31 protein-coding genes are annotated in these 23,559 nt (G+C 39.9%); all 31 read right to left on the bottom strand.

The genetic code is table 11. The features are described 5' to 3' along the window. Positions 1-272: 272 nt before the first annotated feature. Positions 273-968, bottom strand: coding sequence for a SprT family zinc-dependent metalloprotease (locus tag QP953_RS08155; RefSeq protein ID WP_309554596.1), 696 nt, complete (start codon positions 966-968; stop codon positions 273-275). Then, complete coding sequence (locus tag QP953_RS08150) at positions 961-4,146, bottom strand: type I restriction endonuclease subunit R (RefSeq protein WP_309554595.1); 3,186 nt, start codon at positions 4,144-4,146, stop codon at positions 961-963. Before QP953_RS08150 ends, QP953_RS08155 begins: the two co-directional genes overlap by 8 nt. A 48-nt stretch (positions 4,147-4,194) precedes the next feature. Further along, positions 4,195-5,526, bottom strand: coding sequence for a restriction endonuclease subunit S (locus tag QP953_RS08145; RefSeq protein ID WP_309554594.1), 1,332 nt, complete (start codon positions 5,524-5,526; stop codon positions 4,195-4,197). Next, entirely contained in the window at positions 5,523-7,085 is a 1,563-nt protein-coding gene (locus tag QP953_RS08140; RefSeq protein WP_309554593.1) for a class I SAM-dependent DNA methyltransferase, read from the bottom strand. The genes QP953_RS08145 and QP953_RS08140 overlap by 4 nt, the downstream gene beginning before the upstream one ends. Before the next feature lie 169 nt (positions 7,086-7,254). Then, a complete protein-coding gene (locus QP953_RS08135) occupies positions 7,255-7,914 on the bottom strand; it encodes a hypothetical protein (RefSeq protein WP_309554591.1) in 660 nt (219 codons plus the stop codon). Positions 7,915-7,928: 14 nt separating this feature from the next. Further along, positions 7,929-8,774, bottom strand: coding sequence for a hypothetical protein (locus QP953_RS08130; RefSeq protein ID WP_309554590.1), 846 nt, complete (start codon positions 8,772-8,774; stop codon positions 7,929-7,931). A gap of 22 nt (positions 8,775-8,796) precedes the next feature. Further along, positions 8,797-9,408, bottom strand: a complete 612-nt coding sequence (locus tag QP953_RS08125) for a glycoside hydrolase family 19 protein (protein ID WP_309554589.1) — start codon at positions 9,406-9,408, stop codon at positions 8,797-8,799. Continuing rightward, positions 9,405-10,067, bottom strand: coding sequence for a glycosyl hydrolase 108 family protein (locus tag QP953_RS08120; protein WP_309554588.1), 663 nt, complete (start codon positions 10,065-10,067; stop codon positions 9,405-9,407). Before QP953_RS08120 ends, QP953_RS08125 begins: the two co-directional genes overlap by 4 nt. 42 nt (positions 10,068-10,109) lie before the next feature. Continuing rightward, the gene (locus tag QP953_RS08115) at positions 10,110-10,310 is read right to left on the bottom strand and encodes a hypothetical protein (RefSeq protein ID WP_309554587.1); all 201 of its coding nucleotides are present in this window, start codon (positions 10,308-10,310) and stop codon (positions 10,110-10,112) included. A gap of 14 nt (positions 10,311-10,324) precedes the next feature. Continuing rightward, positions 10,325-10,702 (bottom strand): peptidoglycan-binding protein, encoded by a 378-nt coding sequence (locus QP953_RS08110; protein WP_052600238.1) that lies wholly within the window; start codon positions 10,700-10,702, stop codon positions 10,325-10,327. 1 nt (position 10,703) lies between these two features. Beyond that, entirely contained in the window at positions 10,704-10,943 is a 240-nt protein-coding gene (locus QP953_RS08105) for a hypothetical protein (protein WP_309552696.1), read from the bottom strand. Between the two features lie 45 nt (positions 10,944-10,988). Further along, positions 10,989-11,420, bottom strand: coding sequence for a hypothetical protein (locus tag QP953_RS08100; protein WP_309552698.1), 432 nt, complete (start codon positions 11,418-11,420; stop codon positions 10,989-10,991). A gap of 29 nt (positions 11,421-11,449) precedes the next feature. Further along, the gene (locus tag QP953_RS08095) at positions 11,450-12,493 is read right to left on the bottom strand and encodes a hypothetical protein (protein WP_309554586.1); all 1,044 of its coding nucleotides are present in this window, start codon (positions 12,491-12,493) and stop codon (positions 11,450-11,452) included. Further along, positions 12,474-12,839 carry a hypothetical protein gene (locus tag QP953_RS08090; RefSeq protein ID WP_309554585.1) on the bottom strand — a complete coding sequence of 122 codons (366 nt, stop codon included), beginning with the start codon at positions 12,837-12,839 and terminating at the stop codon, positions 12,474-12,476. The genes QP953_RS08095 and QP953_RS08090 overlap by 20 nt, the downstream gene beginning before the upstream one ends. Positions 12,840-12,841: 2 nt before the next feature. Next, a complete protein-coding gene (locus tag QP953_RS08085) occupies positions 12,842-13,213 on the bottom strand; it encodes a hypothetical protein (protein WP_309554584.1) in 372 nt (123 codons plus the stop codon). Beyond that, positions 13,210-13,473, bottom strand: coding sequence for a hypothetical protein (locus tag QP953_RS08080; protein WP_156039973.1), 264 nt, complete (start codon positions 13,471-13,473; stop codon positions 13,210-13,212). Before QP953_RS08080 ends, QP953_RS08085 begins: the two co-directional genes overlap by 4 nt. A gap of 139 nt (positions 13,474-13,612) precedes the next feature. Further along, entirely contained in the window at positions 13,613-14,302 is a 690-nt protein-coding gene (locus QP953_RS08075) for a hypothetical protein (RefSeq protein WP_052600386.1), read from the bottom strand. Beyond that, positions 14,290-14,640 (bottom strand): hypothetical protein, encoded by a 351-nt coding sequence (locus tag QP953_RS08070; protein ID WP_052600385.1) that lies wholly within the window; start codon positions 14,638-14,640, stop codon positions 14,290-14,292. Before QP953_RS08070 ends, QP953_RS08075 begins: the two co-directional genes overlap by 13 nt. A gap of 342 nt (positions 14,641-14,982) precedes the next feature. After that, positions 14,983-15,588 (bottom strand): hypothetical protein, encoded by a 606-nt coding sequence (locus tag QP953_RS08065; RefSeq protein WP_309554583.1) that lies wholly within the window; start codon positions 15,586-15,588, stop codon positions 14,983-14,985. Next, complete coding sequence (locus QP953_RS08060) at positions 15,585-16,178, bottom strand: N-acetylmuramoyl-L-alanine amidase (protein WP_309554582.1); 594 nt, start codon at positions 16,176-16,178, stop codon at positions 15,585-15,587. The genes QP953_RS08065 and QP953_RS08060 overlap by 4 nt, the downstream gene beginning before the upstream one ends. 19 nt (positions 16,179-16,197) lie before the next feature. Continuing rightward, the gene (locus QP953_RS08055; protein ID WP_309552723.1) at positions 16,198-16,605 is read right to left on the bottom strand and encodes a hypothetical protein; all 408 of its coding nucleotides are present in this window, start codon (positions 16,603-16,605) and stop codon (positions 16,198-16,200) included. Between the two features lie 53 nt (positions 16,606-16,658). Continuing rightward, positions 16,659-17,099 carry a hypothetical protein gene (locus QP953_RS08050; protein ID WP_309552725.1) on the bottom strand — a complete coding sequence of 147 codons (441 nt, stop codon included), beginning with the start codon at positions 17,097-17,099 and terminating at the stop codon, positions 16,659-16,661. A gap of 2 nt (positions 17,100-17,101) precedes the next feature. Next, positions 17,102-17,800 carry a hypothetical protein gene (locus QP953_RS08045; protein WP_309554581.1) on the bottom strand — a complete coding sequence of 233 codons (699 nt, stop codon included), beginning with the start codon at positions 17,798-17,800 and terminating at the stop codon, positions 17,102-17,104. Continuing rightward, on the bottom strand, positions 17,793-18,728 hold the full coding sequence (locus QP953_RS08040; RefSeq protein ID WP_309554580.1) for a hypothetical protein: 936 nt from the start codon (positions 18,726-18,728) through the stop codon (positions 17,793-17,795). Before QP953_RS08040 ends, QP953_RS08045 begins: the two co-directional genes overlap by 8 nt. Before the next feature lie 216 nt (positions 18,729-18,944). Continuing rightward, positions 18,945-19,214: a hypothetical protein gene (locus tag QP953_RS08035; RefSeq protein WP_052600361.1), complete on the bottom strand. Its 270-nt coding sequence runs from the start codon at positions 19,212-19,214 to the stop codon at positions 18,945-18,947. A gap of 800 nt (positions 19,215-20,014) precedes the next feature. Beyond that, positions 20,015-20,920: an LPD1 domain-containing protein gene (locus QP953_RS08030; RefSeq protein WP_309554578.1), complete on the bottom strand. Its 906-nt coding sequence runs from the start codon at positions 20,918-20,920 to the stop codon at positions 20,015-20,017. Between the two features lie 3 nt (positions 20,921-20,923). Further along, on the bottom strand, positions 20,924-21,052 hold the full coding sequence (locus QP953_RS08025) for a hypothetical protein (protein WP_255351982.1): 129 nt from the start codon (positions 21,050-21,052) through the stop codon (positions 20,924-20,926). A 120-nt stretch (positions 21,053-21,172) separates the two neighbouring features. Then, positions 21,173-21,394, bottom strand: coding sequence for a hypothetical protein (locus tag QP953_RS08020; protein ID WP_309554577.1), 222 nt, complete (start codon positions 21,392-21,394; stop codon positions 21,173-21,175). Positions 21,395-21,541: 147 nt separating this feature from the next. Beyond that, positions 21,542-22,666: a hypothetical protein gene (locus QP953_RS08015; RefSeq protein ID WP_309554576.1), complete on the bottom strand. Its 1,125-nt coding sequence runs from the start codon at positions 22,664-22,666 to the stop codon at positions 21,542-21,544. A gap of 36 nt (positions 22,667-22,702) precedes the next feature. Continuing rightward, on the bottom strand, positions 22,703-23,080 hold the full coding sequence (locus QP953_RS08010; RefSeq protein ID WP_309554575.1) for a hypothetical protein: 378 nt from the start codon (positions 23,078-23,080) through the stop codon (positions 22,703-22,705). Then, on the bottom strand, positions 23,077-23,559 hold the full coding sequence (locus tag QP953_RS08005; RefSeq protein ID WP_052596550.1) for a hypothetical protein: 483 nt from the start codon (positions 23,557-23,559) through the stop codon (positions 23,077-23,079). Before QP953_RS08005 ends, QP953_RS08010 begins: the two co-directional genes overlap by 4 nt.

Genomic DNA, 23,559 nt, shown 5'->3' with positions numbered 1-23,559 from the left:
ATCACTATTCATAGCATTTTTTTTACTCAATCTAACTTTTGTGCCCCTAAAAGCTACGATTCATAAAACTGTGTCAGTTAGATTTAAGTAAAAAAGCTTAAATATAGTACCCCAAGGGCAACAATAAATTTCCTTTCAAAACATCCTACATTTTAGCAGTTGAGATATTTTGTAAAAAACAACGTAAGAAAACGCTAAGCATTTTAGCAGCAACGCATTCTTTCGCTGAAATCAAATCGAATGTTCCGCCGTATTTAGTTTTTATTTTTTTATTACAAACAAAGCCCCTGCATCCGAGCATCCAAAGCCCTCCAATTATCCATGTGCTTCGACAGCTCCGCCCAAAACGCCTTCGAGTGGTTCTTAATTTTCGTATGCACCAATTCATGCACCAACAAATAATCAATCAAAGAAAACGGCAATTTAACCGCATCAATATTAATCACAATCTTATTTGAAGGCGTACAACTCCCCCAACGCTTTTCCAACTTTCTAAATTGAAGCCCCTCGTAAGGCAAGTTAATGTTCTTAGACCAACGCTTCAAACGAGGTGTAATTTTTTCGATGGCCTTTTGACGATAAAAATCCTCAAAAGCCAGTTCTATTTTCTCCTGGTTATTTTTAAAATGAGCGGGAACAAGCACCTTGAACTTCGAGTGATTAAAAAACACCTCTACCCGTTTTAAGTCAGCAACTTCACTAATTTGAACATAATAATTTTTGCCCAAATAAGGCATCCTAGATCCCGTGACCAAAGCACTTGTTTCCACAGAACGCACCAATTCCAATTTATCCAAAATCCAACGAGCCTTCTTCAAAATCAACTGCTGCGCCTCTTGGTCAGAAACCGCCGCTCCCTTTAAGATAACCCCCTTCCCTTTCTCGACACTAATATAATGCGCCTTCAAACCCTCCTTTTCATGAATGGCATATTCAATCGTCTGACTTCCATACTGTACACTAGGCATCTTTATTCTTTTTGATAAGTGTGACCAAATCCTTTGCCGCTTCCTTTGCTTTAGAACGCTCCATTGTTGTTGTTAAAAACCGTCGAACCTTAGCTTCCATATCATTCAATACCCTTCCTTTGGTTTCCCAACCAATAATCTCCAGCTCCCCTTTCAGCAAATCAAAAATCGTCAAGGTCGCCTCCGCTGCTCCATCCTCAAAAAAGACTTTCATGGTATTAAAAACCGCTCGTTTTCTTGGCGTATCAAACCCCTTTTCACGATCCGCCTGATTCGCTTCAATAATTTCATCCTGCAAGGTAGTAAACGCCAGCAACAATTCTCGTTGACTCAAACGATCTTCTTTTCGTGCTTGCAACAAATCTTCCAGGCGTTGCGCCAAAGGCTTAAAAAAAGCAGGATTCTTATCCAACCCCACCCGAATCACGTGTTTTAAGTTGTTCTTCATCTTCAGCTCTTTGGTCGCTGGAGAAGCATTCAAAATTTCTTGCTTAAATTTATCCTTATCAATAATAGAAATAGGCTCTGACAACAAATTCTCTACCCCTGTAGATTTCAAATGTTCGTCAATCATCGCTTGCAACATCTGATTATCCAAGGCTGTTATTTTAAACTCTTCATCTTCAGGGTACGCATTCCTAGCCCGCAGCTTCAACTCGTTAAACAACTTAAAGTCATTTTGATACTTCATAGCCTTCGGATTCGGCAAAATGACATTAATCGCCTTATTAAAAGCCTTTAGTAAGGTCTTAAATTCATCTCGTTGATCTATTGGCTCTATCAATTTCAAAGCAGCATCCAAAAACAAAGCTCGCTCATAATGCCGATCTATTTTCAAAGGGCGAAACAGCTGCACCAATTTTGTGTGCTCCATTTCCAACTTCGGCAACTCCTCATTCAAGTTCTTCAAAATATCATCTGGTCTCAAATCTCCTGAGAAAATCTCCAAAGCCTGAATTAAATAAGCACTAATTCCATTATAATCGACAATATAGCCCGCATTCTTGCCCTTTCGAGAACGGTTCACCCTTGCAATCGCTTGCAACAAATTGTGTTCCTTCAAAGGCTTATCCAAATACAGACAAGAAGCAATCGGCGCATCGTAACCTGTCAATAACATATCCGACACAATTAAAAAATGCGTATTGTCGTGCTTTTTTTGCCCTGATTTCTCCGTCTCCGATTCATCTCCAAAAGGCAATTTAAAAGCTTCTGTTGCTGCTTTCATTTCATCACTAGGCATTAACAAAACAGGTTTTGGACGATCAGGGTGTTTTTTATTCCATTCCAAGTGTTCGAGATGCGTTTTTGCAATTGGATCACTTTTCGGCGTTCCCAAACTGATGATTACTTTGGAAGTAAAATCATGGTATTCCTCTTCTTTTAAACGCAATAAAATTTCTTGATAACGCAAGGCTGCCAATCGACCATTGCACACAATCATTGCCTTGTGTCCATCTGGATAAATTTTGCTGTTATAATGCGTAATAATATGATGACAAATATCTTCTATTCGCCCCCAAGAAAGTTGGTATTTTTTTAAAGCTGCTTTAATTAACTTTTCTCGTTTCTCAATGGGTTCTTCCCCAAATTTTTCTTCAAACTCTTTGTCCAATTCCTCTTTCTTTACATCTAGTTTGGCAATCCCCTCATCGTACAACAAAGGCACCGTTGCCCCATCCTCCACCGATTCTTTGATGGTATACACATCAATATAGTTCCCACCATAAAACTCGCCCAAAGTCGATTTATCTTCTTTAGAAATGGGCGTTCCTGTGAAAGCTACAAACTTTGCCTTAGGCAACACCGTTCGCATAAACGCCGCCAAAAAACCATATTGGCTTCGATGGGCTTCATCTACCAAGATGTATAAATTCTCTTTGTCCGACAACTCTTCCAACACAAATTCTACTCGTTCAATTTCTACCCACTTCCTGCCTTGTTTTTCTTTGGTAATTTTAGTTAAAACACCTTCTTTAAGGATTTTTTCAATCAACAAATCGCCTCGTTCTTCTTCTGTTGTCTGATCATTTTCGAACTCCTCTTCTAGCTTGCTTTCTGTTTCCTGAAACTTTTGAAGGGTGGTGGTAATAATCCCGCCATAATCATTGCGCAAAAGCTTGTCCAAATGCGTCACCGAAGAAGCTTGATGCACATTCTTAAACCCAACATTCTGAAAAGTGGTCGTAATTTGTTGGTCCAAATCCTTGCGGTCGGTCATCACAATAACCGTAGGATTGTCAAAACCAAACTCTGGCGCTTGCAACTTTCGAGTCACATAAGCCATCGTAATCGACTTTCCACTTCCTTGCGTATGCCAAACCACGCCCCCTTCTCCTGCCTGCAATTTGGCAATCGTCTTGTTTGTGGCTCGCAACTGCTGATAACGGGGCAATTTTTTAATCGTTGTCCCTTCGTCCAACTCAAACAACACAAAGTGCCGAATCAAATCCAACAACACCTCTTTGCGAAACAAAGCATAAATCAAAATGTCTTGCTGACTGGGATTTGCTCCCAAAACAGCCGACCAATTGTCGTCTTGACTGGGCTTATACACCGAGTAAAAATGCGGTGGTGCCGTAATCGCTCCATACCGTCCGCCCACTTGCCACAAACCCACACAAAACTGGTTGTAATAAAAGAGCTTTTCGACATTTTTTTGATAATAATTCAAATCCGAATACGCACTATCCCAAGCATTGCCCGCCGTAGGCGACTTGCATTCTATTACCACCAAAGGCAGCCCATTGACATAGACCACCAAATCGGGAATAGAATTATCCAAACGCCCTTTGTACTTCATTTGGTTGACCACCAAAAAATCATTTTGCTCTACAGTTGTATAATCCAAATAACGCACGGCATGAAAACCTTCTTCGCCCCCTACTTCCTGCTTGACCGTATATTCAGCCCCTCGTATCAACTTCCAAATCTTTTGATTGATTTCCATCAAAGAAGCACCGCTTACACTGGTCAGCTGCTCCATCGCCTTGTTTAAATTGTTCGCATCCATCCAAGGATTCAACCGCTTCAAGGCTTGCTCCAAACGATCTTTTAACAGCACTTCGTGGATGCTCTTGCGCTCGTCTGTTTTACTGGCATTGTAATATTGATAACCTAAGGCTTGAAACAGTTCTATGGCTGGCAACTCGGAGTAGATGTATTCTAGGCTAGGCATGGTTTTCTTATTTTTATTGTAATAATTTTATTGTAATAATAATGGACACTATGCCTTCACCCGCACTTGCCCCGTCAACAATTGCTGCATCAAGCCTTTTTTCATCGCTTGATAGGCTGCTTTCTTTTCTTGTAGAATGTCTAGCTTTTCATCGACCGTGCTTAGTATTTCGGCTATCTTTTTTTGTTCTTGGATGTTAGAAGGCAATATTATTGGTAGCTTCTGTTGAGCTATAATTCCTATATATGCACGAGTACTTTGTTTTGAATATTTATCAATTATTTTTTGAAAAATTTCAGACTGAAAATAATAATAGAGATAGTCTTTTATTATCCTAGATTCATCTCCAATTCTATACAGAGTTACCTGTGGTGTCAACATTAGGTTACCATGCTCTTTCTTAATTAGAGCAGTAAGACCTACTGTTCCTTTATGTGTCAATAACACATCATTAGTTTTTGTAAACCCTATCCGCAAAGAATTATATTGATCTATAGATATACGCTTAGCTAAATCAATTTTCAATTGATTTAATTTAGTAATACAGTTTGCCATTATAAAAGGTATTCCCTCTTCTACAAAATCTGATGCTGTTGGATGTAGTTCACCATGATTACCATCTTGAATTTTAGAAAAAACCTGTTGCTGTTTCAACTCCCCTATTTTCACCACTTCCCAATCCAAAGGAATCTCCCCCAACTTAGACGCCTTAAATTCCGTATGTCCAATCCCCTTGGTCAGCAATTGCTGCATCAAGCCCTTTTTGAGCGCTTGGGTGGCTTCTATGTTGCTTTGGACGAGGTCTATTTTTTCATCTACCGTGCTTAGGATTTCGGCTATCTTTTTTTGTTCTTGGAGGGGGGGAACAATAGTTATTAACTGTCTAAGTTCTGTTTTATTTATTTTTGGATGACCACTTCCTGCAATTATTTTATTAATTTGTCGTTTACCTATAAATGAGGTTAAATATGCAAATAAATATTCCGGAATAATTGATTCATTATTTGCCCTAATAATAATCATATTAGGAGCTATTGTTGCTTTTTCTTTAATTTCTGGCATCAACCAAACTTCTCCCACATTTGCTCCTATATTCGCAAACAAAAGTTCACGACCAAATAAATTTGATTTAGATAAAAACTTGTAACTTTTTTCATCAACATACTTTTGACTAGTATGCCCTAAACCTTTTCTTAAATCAGTTAATCTTACATAAATAGCAAAATTCTTAATATCTGATACTTTTACATTTTCTTTAAGAGAAGCAAAACTACCTGCTGCAACATAATCAGTTACTTCATCAACTATTTCATTAATCTTAATTAGTTTCCAATCCAAAGGAATCTCCCCCAACTTCGTCATTTTATAACCTTCCCTCATAGTCCCAATTCCTTTAAAAAGTTCGACAATTTGGCATCCACCGTCGCTTCCTTTTCCTCCAAAGCTTGAATCTCCGCTTGAACCGCTTGCAAATCCACCAAAGGCTCAGGCTCCGAAGTATCAATATAGCGAGAGATATTTAAGTTGTAATCATTCTCTTGCAGCTCCTCCAAGTCCACCACCCGCATATATTTATCCACGTCAATACCCCCATCATAAGCCGCCACAATGGCATCAATATGGCTTTCTTCCAACTCATTTTGGTTCTTGCCCTCCTTATAGTCTTGGCTGGCATCAATCATGGTGATTTTTCCCTTTTGAGCCGCCGTTTTATTTTTATTAATAATCCAAATCGCCGCAGGAATGCCCGTATTGTAAAACAACTTGCTCGGCAAGCCCACAATCCCTTCCACCAAATCCGCTTCCAACAAGGCTTGACGAATTTTGCCTTCTGCCCCACCACGGAACAAGGTACCGTGTGGCAAGACCACCCCCGCTTTTCCATCCTGTTTCAAAACCGCAATCATGTGCTGCAAAAAAGCCAAGTCGGCATAGCCACGAGGTGGGATGCCATATTGCAACCGTCCATAAGGATCCACCACGACCTTTTTGTAATTCGGCGTAATTTTCTTTTCCTTGCCATTTTTATCCAACTTCACTTCCAGATTGGTCTCTGCCTTTGTCCACCAACGATCCATCGAGAAAGGAGGATTGGCCACCACTCGATCAAAAAGCATTAAATTCCCCGCCTCATTTTTGTGTTTGGGATCAACCAAGGTATCCCCTTTGCGCAAATCGGCATCTAGGAAATTGTGCAGAATCATATTCAGCTTTCCAATTGCCCAAGTCCCCAAGTTTTTCTCCTGACCGTACAAAGAAACATTGATGTTCTTGCCAATCTTCCCCCCTTTTTGTTCTGCAATATACTTTGCCGACTCAATCAACATCCCACCAGAGCCACAAGTAGGATCGTAAATGGTTTGTTTGGGTTCGGGCTTAATCAAGCGCACAATCGTCTGCACCACGCCTCTAGGCGTGTAAAACTCCCCTCCTTTCTTCCCTGCATCATCGGCAAACTGCTTAATCAAATACTCATAAGCATCGCCCAACAAATCACTCGATTCCAAGTCCTCGTTTTTGAGCGAGTGCTGGTTAAAATGCCGCAACAATTGTTGTAAGACATCATCCGATAGCTTTTCTTTGTCTCCAAATTTGGTGGCGGTCATCACCCCTTCCAATTCTGGATTCTCCTGCTCAATTGCAGCAAAGGCTTTGTCTAGCGCAATCCCTATATTTTCGGTTACTTTCTTCAACTCCTCCCAATAGGCTTCTGGAGGTAGGGTAAAATAGGTTTCCTCAGCCGCTTCCTCTTTAGGAATTCCTTCTCGCTCCATAATCTGCGCCACTTCTTCCTCAAACACATCGTTAGAACGCTTCAAAAAGAGCAATCCAAAGATGTAGTTTTTAAAATCGGAAGAATCAATGCTCCCTCTCAATATATTGGCAGAATCCCACAACCAAGACTCTAGGGTATCTAATGTTAGTTTGTTTGTTGACATCTAAATTTTTTCTTGTGATTATTCTATGAATAAGCTTCGAAATTAACCAAAAAAATTAAATTTTGATAATATGAAAACAAAAAGCTCCTACTATTTGATTATAGTAAGAGCTTAATTTTTTTTAGAGCAAAAGAAATAGCACAAAGCTACGATTGGATTATTTTAGTTCTTATTCTCTATTCAATAAGTCATTTGATAATTCAGATTCTTTTTTTGCTAAACGTTTGGCACGCCTCTCCTTATTTTTCACAGAATCAAATAAAGTATAACCGATATAAGTGGTCATGCCAGAATGATGCAAATAAGCTGTATTCCAATCTCGAAATGGATTCATACTAAAATGTCCTTTTAATCCAAATTTTAATCGCTTCCAAGCAGCTTCTACACCAACAGTACCTAATGCTAACAATTGTGTTTTATTGTAATTAAATACAGTAGAACTAGTCTCTATACCTATTTCTGCACCTCCTTCTAAGGTTATACTGAAGTTTTTAGGTAATTTCCAATGATAACCTAACATCATCGGAATACTAATATAATAAGTAGCCCAAGGACCTGCAATATATCTACTCGTTCCAAATTCCGATGCAGATAAGCCTACTGACAATTTAAATGGATGAAGCATATACTCATACTCAATCGAACCATAAATACCATGATGCATTGGAAAAGCATGCAAATCATTATAAGAACTCCCTACTGGAATATCTGCTTTTCTAAACTCTACTATTTTAGAAGCCGTCCAACCTCCATGTAGGCTAATTTGATGCTGACTATTAGCTATAAAGTAATTTGCAACAAAAAATAGTATTACCAGTATATATCTCATTGTTTTATTTTTCATTAAAATAAATCATCAAATTGTGTATCATCTGTATAGCATCCTTGCCAAATTGCTTTTACACTAATGCTAGAAATATTATCCTGTATAGGACCACAAAAAAGTCCATTTAAAAACCCAGGCCAGTTAAAATCAAAATCCATTAGAATTGGCGCTTGATACCCGCTATTTGGAGATATTATTTCTACTATATAATTACATCCAGTAGCAAGATAATACCTATGTTTGTAGTAACCTATCCCCATGGCATCAGCACCTGATACGTATTGAAAATTTCTAGATGAAATTTGCTCATTCCAAGAAGTACTACCACTCATGGTTTCTAATCCTAAATCAGGCAAAGCAGCCATTGTATAACAATCATGAGGGCCATAGTTCCATATATTAGTAGTAGCAGCTGTTTCTATTTGTAAACTTGCCCCATTTCCACCTTGATGTTCATAAACGATCAATACATGGGAACGACCAGCATGAAATTGTTGTGCTTTTATACCTACAAATGCTTCTAAATCTCTTGGCAAGTCCCCTATATAGTGTAACTCATCATAAATAGCTTTAATAGATGCTAGAATCTCATCATAAATAGCTTTATCTTGATAATTGATACTTTCGCCATATTTTTTAGTCAAGTCTTCTCTTAACTGATCTATTCTATGAGAAAATTTAAACTTTCTACCAATAAGAGCATTGAAGTCTTTTTCCAAAAAGTCATAACCTTCAAATTCAGAATCGAATAAAAATAAATGGTCGTTAGAATGATTAGGCATTTTAAATCCAACTAGATCTTCTCTCCCTAATGTAGCACTACTAAAAGCTTCAAAGTTTTTGTCAGAAATAACATATATCATTCCAAGTTGCTATATTTAGAATTTAAACTAAAACATTAGCATAGTCCATAATCTTCCCAGCCCGATCCAAACGATTGACCACCTGCCTAGCCTTATAAAAGTCCTGGCGTTTCGCATTAATAAAATCCTTCAAAGCAAGCCCCGTAAAAGAACCCTGCATCATGCCATAAACCAAAATACGAGCCGCATAAGTCGGCTGCAATGCCAAATCAGGCTGGTTGACAAAATCCACCCGAAAGACACGAGCCATCTTTTGATAATTCTCCTTCCAAGTTAATTGAACAAAACCCCGTCCAAAATACCCCGAGGACCAATATTGATTTTGACGGTTATACAACTCCGTTTGGCTAGGAGCTGCACGACGTTCTTGGACGGGACGAAAGTGACTTTCATGCCAAGCCGTTGCCAAGATATAAGCCAGCTTATTTTTATCCCCATCGCCATAACGATGGAAAGCCGCCACAATCTTACGAATAGAATCCTGTTGGGTTGCATCCATATAACCAAAAGCATTTTCACAAGCTTGGATGGCTTTCTCTTGAGCCAATTTTAAGCGAATCTTAAGAACCAGGAGAAGGAGTAAAAAGAGCAGTATAGCACCGCCCATCCATTTTAAAGTAGAATTGTTTTTCATGTTTGAATTTGTTGATACTGATAAATACCATAGACAATTAAAGCACCAGCTGCAGCAACCACTCCAACCGTCACCGCCACTCGAGTCCAATCGGTTTTCATAGCAGGATAATCCCGATTCAAGGAGTCAATCAATTGCCTTTCATAAGGACTATTAATACGTTGATAATAGCCAATCATTCGCTGTCTAAAGGCATTAAAAATACGAGCCTGCCCTACTCGTAAGATTTGCCGATTGAGCGCCTGAACAGAAGCCACCCCAAAAGCACCATCCAACAAAAGGCGCTCTCCCAAGTCATTAAGGGTGCGCTGCATTTCTTTGATGGCATTACCTCCAGCCGAACTTTTCATATCCGCTAAAATATCCGCAAGGGCTTGGCTCTGGATCAAGTCGCCTTGGATCTTATCCCAATATTGAACCTTGTAAATCTGCATGGCTTCCCCAATAGACAATGCCTCCATTTCTGCTTTAGAGACCATGCGCCCACGCCAGGCAATGAGTGTCGGAGCGGCAATACTTCGATTGGTACCAATCAAGGTCCCCACCCCGACTTGATTGGAAGACCAATTGCCCTTGTCGTTGTACAGATCCTGATAACCTGCAATAATACGCCGCCACCGTCGTTTGGTGGGCAGCATCCAACTGTTGAAACTAGCCATAGGAAGAGGTTTTTGAAGTGGTTTTGAAAAAGCAACAGCAACTCAAGCGCTTGGTGCTGGAGTTGCTGGAGTAGATTGGGCATAGAGCCAACGAAAGAATAAAAGGACAAGGAGCACAAGCAAAATAGGTTTGAGTAGGTCAAAGAGTTCTTGTGTCAAAGAAGGTTCTTTTTGCTCTTGACTCGACCACCACCAATAACCTGTACTACCAGCACCTAATAAAAAAGGAAGTAATAAAAACATGGGTTTAGATTGTTTTAAGCGGCTGCAAGACTGGTCTGCAGTTGAGCTAAAGTAATGCTCTTTTGTTGGGTGTATCGAAGGAGCATTTGCTCGGTTCTATCTCCAAAGATGCCATCCTCTTCTAGTAGAGGAATGAAGGTTGGAGCGTGTTTTTGATGCTCTTGATTTAAGAGCTGTTGCAACTGTCGCACTTGCTCTCCTTGACTGCCTTTTTTAAGAAGGAGGCTTTCAGGATTAGAGGTAGTTGTATTATTAGAGACAGCTGTTGGTTTGGAACCTGTTAAAAGGGTTCCTTTAAAAAGGCGATGTCGATAAAAATACAAGACAAGCAAGAGTACCAACAAACCAACGGCAAGGAGTGGCTTTTGATATTGGATCAGTTTTTCTTTCATGTTAAATGGGTTGATCTTGGTTTTCTCCTCCTGCTACTTCCAAGTTTTTGGCTTGAGCGTTGGTGGTTTGAGGCGCTGGGGCATTTTTAGTCAAATCTTTGTTGGTCGTTTTCTTTGGAGCTGCTTTTTCAGCCGCTTGCTTTTCGGCTTTCTTTTTCTTGAGGTAGAAAAAAGTGCCCACTCCCAAAAGAGCCACAACAAAGAAAATGCCCGCTATTTTATACGAAGGTTTTGATAACATGATGATTGACAATTAAAAAAAGAAGGTGATAAAATAAAGGATTAACTAGCTGGTCACGGCTTGCAATTGCTGGATGCGTTGATAAATCAAGTCAAAATAACTCAAGCTGTTGATGCCTGTTTTTAGATTACAATCCACATGACAAGCTTTCATAGGAATGGTGATGTCCACGCCATACTTGACTTTGTAGGCTTTGACCGTTGCCATAAAACGAGCAGGATCCAAATCATAGAGCTCTTTGATGGGATTGCAGCGCTCTGAAAAATCAAAGTAATATCGAGTGATCAACCCTTTGTTGAGTCGAACGAGTAAAGGATTCGGATCATAAACCACTGTTTGTCCATGCTCGTCTTGGAGGTTGACTGTCACATCAATTTCTCGTTGCTCCACCGCTTTCTTTTGGCGTTTACCAATCAGATAAGCAAGAGCAATTGCCAGGAGTACCCCAGCGCCTAAAAATAGGTGTTTGTTTTCCATAACAATGGGCTTTTTAGGGGAAGTTTGAATTAGGTTAAAATAAGATCAAGGGCATCGTTGGTACGACTATCTTGCGGATCATAGTTCTTGCTGTAGTCCGTTCCTGTCTCAGGATCTAGGTAGGTAAACAGCCACCCATCGCCCCCTTTGGAGGTTGGAGCGGTTAAGGTTCGGATGGCTTCCCATTCGGTTACTTTGTTGAGCTGATCAATGGCTTCCACCCAGCGCTGCACAAAAGTATAGAGATTCCCTGCAGGATAAGCGGCTTTGCCGTTGTCGTTCACTTTGACCAACCAACGATCATCCACTTGATGCCCATTAAAATCTTTAAAAAAGTCCAACTCGCTGCGTTGTCCCCAATACCACCAAATATTATCGGCACTAATGGTGGTTGAAACGGTTGTTCCTAGCAGCAAATTCAATTGTACCGAGGGCAACCACCAAGGCATGGTGGGATCTCGTTTGTTGCTGAGATTTAAGCCCTCCCAGCCCCTATCCAAGAGCTTTTGTAAATCCGATCTTAGGGCAGGTCCTTGTGATTCGTGTTTGCCATAAATCGGGAAGGTCAAATAACGCTTAGCAGGATCCGAATGGACATCCACGCCAGATACTTTATCAAAGAGCTGGTCAATGGCTTTTTGTGTATCAGAGTTGAATTTAATCAACTCCCTGCCAATATCGTACTTAGCACGAATGATGTCCATCACCGCTACTTTGGATTGTAAATGCTCTGCTTTGGCGGTAATCAAAGCTTGTGCTCGAGTGCCTTTGATGTAAAGCGGCTCTTTTTGTTTGGGTTGGTTTTCATTGCCTGTGTTGCCACTGTTAAAACTAGAATTGTTATGACCAAATAAAAAGGCAATCTGTTCTTTGGTCAAACCTGTGTTTTGACTGGAGACATTGTTGCGTCCTGTAACTACTGGCGTTGAAGCAGTGGTTTCTTTTTTGGTGGTAACAGTGGGCTCTTCTTCTTTTTTAGGACGGAGTACCGCCCAAACCGCCCAACCGCCAAGGGCTAGAATGAGCAGCAAACCAATGACCAATAAGGGGGTTTTATTCGTTGGATTTTCCATGCTTAAAAAAGATTAATAGGGCGATTAATAAGACAACTCCACCGATGACGCCTCCAATCAACCAGGGCGAAGGTTTTGGGGGAGGATCGGGAGCAGGTAGGTAGGTTGGAGTGGAAGGACTGGGTTTGCCCATCAAGGATCCTAAGAAGCCTGTAATGCTGTCCAAACCATTGGCACTGGCATTGATAATATCAGCGGCATTTTGTGGTTTTTTGTTGGGCGCTTGGTTGGAGTCGCTGTTAGCGTTGTTGTTGTTTTGATTTTTGTTTCGGTCTTCACTCACCGTGCCTTCCCCTTCTAAATGGCAAGCCATAAAGAGGGGGGCATTAGGATCTTCACAAGCCATGGTTATACTTTTTTAACGAAGTGAAAAGAAAGTGCCAACATAAAAAGAACGATGCTGATTTGCAGCGCAAGCCCTGTGATGCTTTTAGCCGTGCAATAACCACAAGGTTTGTTGGGCGTTGCTGTTGGCGTTGGCGTTGTTGTTGGTACTGTGGTGGTAGTAGTCGTACTAAGAGTTGGATTGGATGGGTTGACCAAATTCTCATTGTTGGAGTTGGTCGTATTGGAGGTGTTGGTTGGGTTGACCGTATTTTCTAATACCTGAGGAGTGTTTTTAGTGGGTTTGGGATCAGGAACAGAAGGCATTGCAGTGGTGGTAATCGTTGCAATCGGAGCCGTTGCCATACGAGATTCAGAAAGGGTACCTAGACTCATGATGTAGGGTGTTTGGAGTAAAAGAAAAGAAGGAGTAGAAGCAGCAATAAAACAACAACAGAGGCGCTAATGATGAGCAGTTGATCCCGCCGTTGTTGAACTTGCAGTTGTTGGCTAGCCTGAGCCGTTTGTGCTTGAGCCAAGGAGCCAAAAATGACTTTGAGGTCTTTGTTGGACAGTCCTTGGGTGCCAATATTTAAACCACCATCCAAGATGCCAATATCACCTGTGGAGATGGATTCAAAAACAGAACCTGCCATAGAAAAAGCATTAAAACAAGCCAAGTTGCATGAGGGAAGACAATTCCTTTTGATGGGTCGAGCAACAAGGAGGAGATCCTAAAAAGTACGGGGGAGGTCTTCCCGCAACTTGGCTTTAAGGGTTAAAGGAGGGTTGGTGTTATTTGGTGAAGGTGGTATCTAGGGTGATGTTGGCACCAATGCCCCGATAAATAGGCACTTCTAAATAGCCAAAGCCATCTAAGGTGACGTCAATATCTGCGAGGACTCGAATGGTGGTTTGTTCATCACTAGCCAACGATTTGGGATACAAAATATTTCGGTCGCCCATGCTAGAACCATCGTGTTTAAATTGACGCTCGACCATTTTAGCGGTAAAATGTTTGTCGTTGTCCGCATCAATGTGCATGCCATTAATGACCAATTGTTTGCCTTGACGAGCCAATTGGGCAATGGTTTGTAAGGTACCAGGACCATAGGTTCCACCAATTTCCAAGCCGATCAAAAAGTCAGCATGATCACCAGGGAAAATTTCAGGGCTATCGCCATCAATACCAATCTTCACCATGGCTTTTTCTGGAAATTTATAGCTGCCATCTTCCTTTTTTTCATCGGACAAAAGCAAGGTCAATTCCAATTGTCCTTGTTCGTCGCTGCCTTGTTTTTGAACCAAGATAGAATAGTTGGCATCAACAATACCACCTGCTTTTTGGACATCGGTGATTAATTCCTGCTCAACAGTCCCAGCAGGTAGAGGACGATAGGATAATTCACCATCGACATAAGCCCAAGGGCTCGCCATGCATAAATCTTTGGTGAAAGGGGCATAAATACGTTTTACATTCGCCATTTTCTAAGTTTCGTTTTGAGTTTGGTAGTAATAAAAGAATAAGCAGTTTGGACTTTCTTAATTGCCCATAGATAAGAGCGTTTGAAGAGGGCAAAATTGAGGATAAAAAGAAAGAGCAAGGAAAGGAACATTAAACCCGTTCTAAAGGCATCTAAGGCAAGGATCAATTGGTTTTGATACTCCATCAAGGCATACAATCGGAGGATTTCATTGGCTTGATTTTCGAGTTCTAAAAAGTGCAATTGTTGCAACAAACTATCCACGCCATCCGAGCAATAGATTCCGACATTAAACAGGCTTAACAAACTGGTGAAAACCGATTTAAGAAGCGCTTTCATTTAGAGGAGTTTTTTATTGATGATTAGGATTAGTAAAACCACCAATCCAATGACACCAACGCCAAGGTAATCGGGTTTGATAATGAGGGTGTGTTTGGATTCATCAGGGATGAGCATAATAAAAACAAGGGTTTTAGGAAGTAATTAGGCTGCTTTTTTGACAAGACAAAGATGCGGTAAAAAATGCTAAAAAAACGAATATGAACGAAGCATTCAAGGTTGAAAGAGGCGTAATTCTAGCAACTTTAAAGCGGCTTTTTGGATTAAAAATAACCTTGAACAAACGGCAGTTAAACGGATTAAAAAGAGGGCTGAAAAAAATATACGCCTGAAATTACGCTTTTACTGTTTTCGTTTCTTAAAAGGCAGCAAACGAACCCCCAATCTAACTTGATGTACCTTTTGCAAGACATCATAATCATAACCGAGCGCCCAACCTTTTTGGGAGACAAATTGCAAACCAACCGTCAAACTAGAAAAAGCATTGACATTCCCACCCACCCCCGCATTCAAAAACAGCCCATTGCTAGGTATTGGAACAGGGGTATTGATACGAATGGTTTTAGTGATCTGCTTTGGTATTTTTAGTTTATAATCTAAATGATTCTGCAACAGCTGACCATCCACCAACGATTCATAATAGACCGTCAAATTATCATCTTCTAAACTGTCTTGATAAAGCTTTGTAGCCATGTGTTGAGCGGTATCAACAAACTCTGATTTTATTCTATTTTGGAAACTATCCACATAAATAATTCTAGGTTCAGGAACTACTTGTCGAGGCAATTGCACGATAACAGGAGCTGGCAAAATCGTATCTAGAACAATCGTTGTATCAGCTCTAAATTCATGCTTCTTACTCGAGCTAGATTCTTGCTTGCATTGCTGCAAGAAAATCACATAAGCAAAGAGTCCCAAAATCAAGGTAAATTGTAACTTATCATTCATGAAGGATGGTATTTAAGGTAGGCTTCAATAATTGCCAAGGTATAAGCGGCAATCCGATCTCGTCCTTTGGTTGTCATTAAATAGGTTCTGCATTCTTGCTCATTGTCCATAAAAAAATGTTCCAGGAGAATGGCGGGCATGTTGGTCAAATGCACCAAATCAAAATTCCTGCGTTTGATGCCTCGAAACGTACTTTCTGGAAAATGTTGGACAAACAAGGCTTGAGACCAATGCGCTAAAGCCAAACTGGAGCTACTGGCAGCACTGGAGATAAAAACTTCCGATCCTTTGCCTCCTCCTGCATTGGAATGCAAGTCGAGCAGAAAGGTATTTTTGTATTGGGCATGAAAACGGTTGGCTCGAGCAACTCGAACACTCCGATGAATGTCGTGCTGCTCTGGCACCAAATCATAATAAGGAATGCCTTTAAAATGGAGCAGTTCTAACAAACGGTTTTTGATGGCTCGATTAAATTCTCCTTCATAAAGAACCGCACCGTCAGACCAAACAGGAGAGCGTTTGCCCTTTGTTTGGTAGACGTTGCCAATCAAACCACCATGCCCATTGCTGATAATTGGAATGCAAGACATGATAACGTTAGTTTTGGGGTTAAGTATTAGATGGTCGAGCTCCTTCAACGCTAAAGCGGCTCTGACTAAAATAAATGTTTTGAATGCGTTGGATCTGCTTTTTTTCGTAAGTAGATTGATGGTTGGGCAATTTACCAATGTAGTTGTATTGGGGTTGAAAATGCCGTTTGAGCACCATCTCTACCGATGATAAGCGCATGCTGGTCAATAGAATTTCAAAGCTGACCTTTTGGACTGGAATGGCTTGTAAAACGCCCCCTTTTTGAAAGAGGCGCAAGCCTGATTTGTAGATATTAACCGAGTTGCCAATATAAATGACCTGGTCTTTTAACCGAATGACATAAATGCCTTTTTTGTGTCGATAGCGACCTAGGAGCTTGGAGGAAATGGGTGGATGAATGGTCAAGTTATTGCCCTGACGATTCATAAAATGTATGTGTGTTTAAAAATGATAAAAAGGACGATTATAAAAATAAAAAACTACAGCTCTAAGTTAGCAAAAAAAGCCGTTAGATCAATTGGATCGGTGCCTGCCGTGGTAATTTTAAATAATTGCAATTGACAAGCGTCGTTGTATCGAATCAAAAGATTCATTGTTTCGAGCTGTTCGATAATAAAGTCCTGGATATTGATGGTGCCAACCTGTTTTTGAACCAATTTTTGGACAACAGCAGGCAATTGCTCCAGCTGGAGATAAAATAAGTCTTCTAACAATTGAGCTGCATTTAATTGATGCAAGCAGTTGTTGTCAGAATCATAGATTTTTCCAAGTGCTTGCTGCTCGACTTTGGTTAAGATCAGTTGCAAATCAAAGGGATTGCATTGGTGTTGATCCGCTACTTCTGTGAGCAAATCTTCAACAATGGCTTCTAGGTTTTTCTGCAGCGTTGGCAGATTCAGTTTAAGCAAGGTTTTTAGCATCGTTATTTTTTGTTTTTAAAAGGTGTATAAGATAAATCGCCTGTGTCCATAATCAAGGTGCAATAGCTGTATTTTGGAGCCTCTTTAAGAACTTTGTAAGCTTTCATAATTTCTCTAAAGTGTGGAATGATTTTACTCTTTTGAGTCGGTGGTGCCACATTGTTTTTAAAAAACTTGGCTTTGGTTAAAGCTCCCCAAGCACCATTGGGAAACATGTTTGGATCGTGAAAAACCAAGGCAAACCAGATGCCCACATGTTTGGCTCGATAGAAACAAGCTTTTTGTGCTTGGGTCAAGGTAGAGGTCAAAATATTGGTGGCATCATCAATAATAAAAAACAGCCCTTCGTAACCTTTGCGAGAAAGGCGTTTGTACAAAAGCATCTCGGTAAGTTTTTCGTCTGCCATCATGGCTTTGACTTTTTTGCCTCGAAACTTTTTCATAAAGTGCTTTTCAAAGACATAATCTTTGCCTTTGTAAGAAAAATAAAGTTCCTGTTCTTTTTTATCCGACCACAATTCAATCAATTCATAACCCACCCAATCTTTGTCCCAACCTGAATTGTACACAAAAATAGTGGGTCGATTGCAACGCAATGCAAATTGCTGTAGATCGTAGGTCTTTCCTGAATGGGGTTTTCCAAAATAGGCTAAAAAGAACGGATGGTGTTGGTCTATTGTCGTGGTTGTAGGCTTACTCATCGTAAATAATTGCTCTAATTTCAGGATTCGTTTTTCCTTGGTCAATCAAGGCTTGAATTTCAGGACTGGGAACTTCATCGGCAACATCAATGGCGCAATAAGTATTGTTGGGAAGGTGTTTGTAGGTCCCTGTTGTTTTGTGAATGCTGAATAATTTGCGCCCATCCTGGTATTCTTTTAAATGGGAAAAATCAGAGCTTGGCTCTCCCTGTTCCTGCTCTTGCTCCTCTTCCAAAGGGTCTTCTGTGTTAGGTGCGGCTTTGGGTTCCATTTGTTGAATTTGATAACGATGCCAAAAAGCAGCTCCAAAACCAGCCGCTGCCCAAGTACCCACAGCCAAGAGCAGCGTCATCAAAGGTGTGGGGGCTTTAATTTCTTGAGTGCTCAAGTATTCTTGAACGGCAGCAATTAAGACTTTTTTAGCTTTTTCATCTGCCGTATATTCTGCCACATGCTGCCCACTAATAGAGCTACACAATTGAGCTTTGGCAAGATCAATATAGGTGAAGGCAATTTCTCCCAGCTCTGCCAAGTTTTTGAGATTTTTGCTACTCGAGCCTGTTGCTTTTTTGATTTCTTCAACAGGGTTGGTTTTGGGTGGTTCTTGAACATATCCATCCAGTGGATCCTCTTCAATTTCAATAACAGGCTCTTCCTCCCAACCTTCTTCGAGCTGCTCTAGGGTATCAGAATTATTTTCTGCCGTTTCTGCAGCAGTTTCTACTTCTGAAAAATCAGTTTTTGTGCCAGTAGAGTCAGTAGAGGCGGTTTTTGTTGATTTTTGAGTAATTTCTTCTTCTGTTTCTGAATTGGTTTCCAACTCGTTTTCTTCGTTAATTTCTAAAGCCATTTCTTGTTCTTGCTCGAGCAGCTGTCGGCGCAGCTCCTCTTCCAAATCATAGGTGGTATTTGGTTGCTTGTTTTCCATTTTTTTTGAGGTTATTTTTGTAATAATTTTTAGTAGTTTCTATGGCAGTTTCTGTTTAATTTCTGAGCAGTTTCTAGCTAATTTCTGCTTAATTTCTAGGCAGTTTGAAAATCAGTTTTTGTGCTAGTAGAGCCAGTAGACGCAGTTTTTGTTAATTTCTAGCCAGTTTCTGAGCAGTTTCTAATCCAGTTTCTACGTTAGTTTGAAAATCGTTTTTTAAGTCAGTTGTTGGATTTTTTTGCACAAGGATTTTAACTCCATAATGAGGGTGGCATTGGTGGCATGTGCTGCTAAAGAAAAGTTATCTGCCATCGCTTGGTTTTCGTCTGTCTCCAGCCAATCGTCTTCAAAAATGCCGTTGTTGAGAATGCGAATTTCGTGGGCTTCTAGTTTTTGGATTTGTGCTTCAATTAAGCCTATCACAATTGTTTTGTCAATCGGTTGTGGATGGTCGGTTTGGGCATTGCCCAGTTGTTGTTTTTTCATACGTTACTTTTTTAGAATAGAATATTTTATATCTGTAAAAGTATTGTATGTGCTTGGGATTGGAAAGTTTTGTTGCTCAGGCAGGGGAATTTTGTGGCGTATATTTGGAGGTTGGTTGATATTATTGTTTGGGGATTAAAAAAGAAAAGACCTTACATGTATTCCCATCCATGTAAGGTCTAAATCACCCCAACTGCGCTTGCACACTCACGCAGTAATTAAAACCCAAATTTATCTTTAGAAGGTTTAGTAGTTGAAGATTGGACTTGTACGTATTCCCATTCGTACAAGTCCTAAATCACCCCAATTAAAACCCAAATTTATCTTTAGAAGGTTTAGTAGTTGAAGATTGGACTTGCATGTATTCCCATTCATGCAAGTCCTTAAATCACCCCAATTAAAACCCAAATTTATCTTATAGAAGGTTTAGTAGTTGAAGATTGAACTTGCATGTATTCCCATTCATGCAAGTCCTTAAATCACCCCAATTAAAACCCAAATTTATCTTTAGAAGGTTTAGTGGTGAAAGATTGGACTTGTACGTATTATTCCGCTTCGCTCCATGAGCTTTGCAGGTTCCCATTCGTACAAGTCCTAAATCACCCCAACTGCGCTTGCGCACTCACGCAGTAATTAAAACCCAAATTTATTAGTAGTTAGTTATGATCACTTTTGATACACTTACTATAAATGCCAAAGCAATGCCAAGAAATAAAAATATTTAATAATAAGGGTTTTATATATTTAATTATATTATAATTTATTCTATTTTGAAAATAGAACCTAAAATGGGAAGCCCTCTAAAAATGTTTCCGCATCTGCAGTAGCAACTTATCAAACAAAGGCACCACTGTTTTTAACTCAGTAGGTGTCATATATTGGATAGCATGGTACTTCGTTTTGGTCAAAAAGATATTTTGAATCTTCATCTCTTGGAGTTTGTAACCAACATACTGCTCAAAAAGCCGAGCAAAGATTTCATTTCTTCTCAAGAAGTAATCTAGATATTGTTTAGGAATTGCTTTTCGAATACGTCTCACATAACTAGAATCCGCTGTTTTGCTCTTGTCCCAATACGCCTTTTCTAGAATCTCCTCCATCCAGTAACGCATGGGCATTTTAGAGGCATCGTAATTGATGCGTCTAGGATCTGTCGAGCGACCATCGGATAGCGCATAGATTTTGGGATGGTTTTCTATTCGAGCACCAAAAAAGTAATCCAGGAAATGACCATACTCATGTGCAAAGGATCCCACACCGCCCGAAAAGACAAAGCGGACTTTTTTCTCGGTAGGTTCATCAAAACGGTTCTCTTCGTAGTAACGAGTGAGATTGATAATATTGGTAGAGGGTTCATAATGGGCTAAAGCTCCCTTTACCCCTCGAGCTCCAAAGGCAATGCCCAAAGTTTTGTCCAAACCAAGGTTGTTTCCTTTGAATCGCAACACTCGATTTAAGTCATACAAACAAATGCCTAGAGCAGCCAAATAATTAAAACGGTCTTCATGCGTCACCCAGTTACCAAACTGATAGCCCCTCAATTGAAAGACTTCGTGCACCGTTCGAACATCTTTGAGCTTGTCATAAAAGCGTTTTTCCATCGCTCCTTTTCGAAAGAATTGATACAATTCTACAAAACCTTGATCTTCCCACCATCGTTCGGCTCTAGAGCCTCCCTCGGGACTTAAGGTATCTACAATTTTCATGGTTTAGCGTCTTTTTTTAAGTTTTCCTAATCGTTTTAGTTTCTTTTGGTTGAGCATGGATAAGGGAACCCCTCGTCCAACAATCTGCTCGTCAGGGTGTAATTTAGCTCTGGTTTTTTTTAGTTTTTTCATGTGTTTTTAGATTTGATGAAAGAATGAAAGCCCCTAAAATACGGACTTTGAATGCAAAAAACAAGGCAATAAAAAACGCCACTAGAAACTAATGGCGTAAATTTTAAAGGTTGATTTTTTCTATATTTTTGCTGAGGAGGCTTTGAGGCTCAACTGCTGCAAATAAGTTTGAGTACTTTTAATTTTTGTTTTTAACAAGCAAATTTGTTGTTCTTGACAAAGCAATTGTAAAGGATTCTTACTTCCTTTCATTTGAGTTAATTTTTGCTGTTCTTTTTCTAATTTCTGCTGCAGTTTTTTAAGCAACTGCTGCAGTATAGAAACATCGTTTTGTTTGACCATAAAAGATAGTTTTTTACTGCAGCAGTATTTTTTTTACTGCTGCAGTACACTAGTGTTTATCGGTGTTTGAATAAAATAATATCATTTATTTTACTGCAGCAGTTTGGTGTTTTACTACTGCAGTAATTCTTCGTAAAATAGGGCTTCTCATTCTGCTCGTTGTTCTCGAGCCTCAAGCATACAGCTACGAGTACAATAAGTATGATTGTGGGATTTGTGAATAAAACCCGTACCACATTGAGGGCAAATACGAGTATATTCCTTCTTCACTTTTTCTATTTCTTGAAGTTGTTTTTGTTCCACTTCTTCATAATTAATGAAGCCTATTTTATTGATGCTAGGAGCTTGATGAGCATCTTCTGGAACTTGGATTTTTTCTTCCTCTTGAACCGAAGAAGGAGTATAAGCAGCTGCTACTTGAGCAATATTCCCTTCCTTTTTCTCCTTCTCACATTCGGTATAATACCACCAAGAAAAGCCCATCGAAAGTAGAAACAACAACTCAAAACCAATGGCTGCTCGAACCAATTGTGTACTCAATTTTTCTCGCTCCAAAGTCATGGTAGATTTCCTAGATTCAAAATCCTCCAATGCCTTTTGTTCGATGACTTGGTTCTCGAGTAAAAGAGCCGCTAGAGCAGCGTCTTTTTGTGCTTGAGTCGCTTCAATCTTTTCATTGTATTCTTGCACCACTTTAGAATCCTTTCGAGCCAAACGCCCTTTGTACAACCTAGTATTCCGAAAATTATCCCGTTGCATCTCGAGCGCTGCCATTCGATTATCATAGTCAGAAATAATCCCTTCAGAAGATTTTAAAGCAGGTGCTTGAGGAGTCGCTTCTTCGACCAGTAGGGAAGGGAGAATTTTAGCGCCTTCTATCGAAATGTAAATACTTGCTCCAACCGCTACGATTGCCAAGAGAGCAGAAAAACGTTCTACCTCTTTGTACTGAAACAAGCCCTTCATCACATCATCGGTTGATTCTCGTTTGATGACCTCAATCATAACCACCAAAGCAATGGAGCAAGCGATTCGAATCACCCAATGAATGTTGAGAAATAGATAAGAAAGCATGGTAAATGCTGTCGTTAAACTTGCCAGCTGTGCAATCATGCCCATGCCTAAAAAGGCTCGATTTGCCCAAGCAAAACGATGGGCAAAGTTTTTGTGTTCAAATTTCTGTTCTAATGTCTTGTTTAAAGACCAATTGAAAATGGCGTAATTTTGAACTTTACGCTGCTTGTTGTGTGGATTTTCTGCAAAAGATGTCATAAATTTGTTTTTTTAAGAATTTGTCTAAGAGGGTCCCTAGTTGCCGCTAGGGATCCTTTTTTTATGGTGGTCAAAATGTTCCAATTGTACTTTGATTTCGTAGAAGATCGTCCTTAAATAAAGATCACTTGGGTCGTCGTTGTAAAGCAGCTCTTCCAAAGCATACTTTTCAGTAGGTGTGAGTGAAATTGTATACTTTCGTTCTTCGTTTTGCCAGTGTTTCTCCTGTCGTTTGCTGATTTTGATAATAATCTGAATCAAGGCAGCTCTCCAACCTTTTTGTATAAAATCATCCAAAGGCTCTGGAGCAGAGAAGGGGAGCAGCATTTTTGCCAAGAAAACCCAATCCTTTAAACTCAATTGAATCGGAATCGTAAGTACTTGGATCTGCTCAATGGCTTGATAATAGGTCATACTCTAAAAAATTGTCCTTTGATAAAATTATGCGTGTGTTGTCCATTTTGGTAGACCATAATCCGCTCTACGTCTTGATTCCAATATTGAGCAACTTCTTCTATTGAATCAATCGAGATACTCAAGCCTTTGGTACGACCTGTTCGCCGTCTATAAGCAGCCGTATAAATCAAGTATAGTTTTAAAGAAGATCTCCCCAAGGCTTTGTAATACCTTGTTTTATCGAGTTGTTCGGTGCCTGTTGTTGGGTGGTAATAAGCCAAAATTTTGCCCGTTTTATTATCATACAAAACCGCCCATTCAAAAGGCTTTTGTTGTAAAAATACTCGCTCCAAACGGCTAATCCCTCGTTGTGGGTTGTTCGGTGTTTTATGATCCATTGAATAGCGTTTGAAAGCATCTTTTTGATGGGGGTATTTAATCGCTAAGTAGGTCAAAGAATCTCGACCTAGTTTGAATTGGTTGCTTACTGTTGGCAT

This window comes from Aureispira sp. CCB-E, assembly GCF_031326345.1.
Taxonomy (GTDB): domain Bacteria; phylum Bacteroidota; class Bacteroidia; order Chitinophagales; family Saprospiraceae; genus Aureispira.
This window is presented reverse-complemented; position numbering and strand designations above follow the sequence as displayed.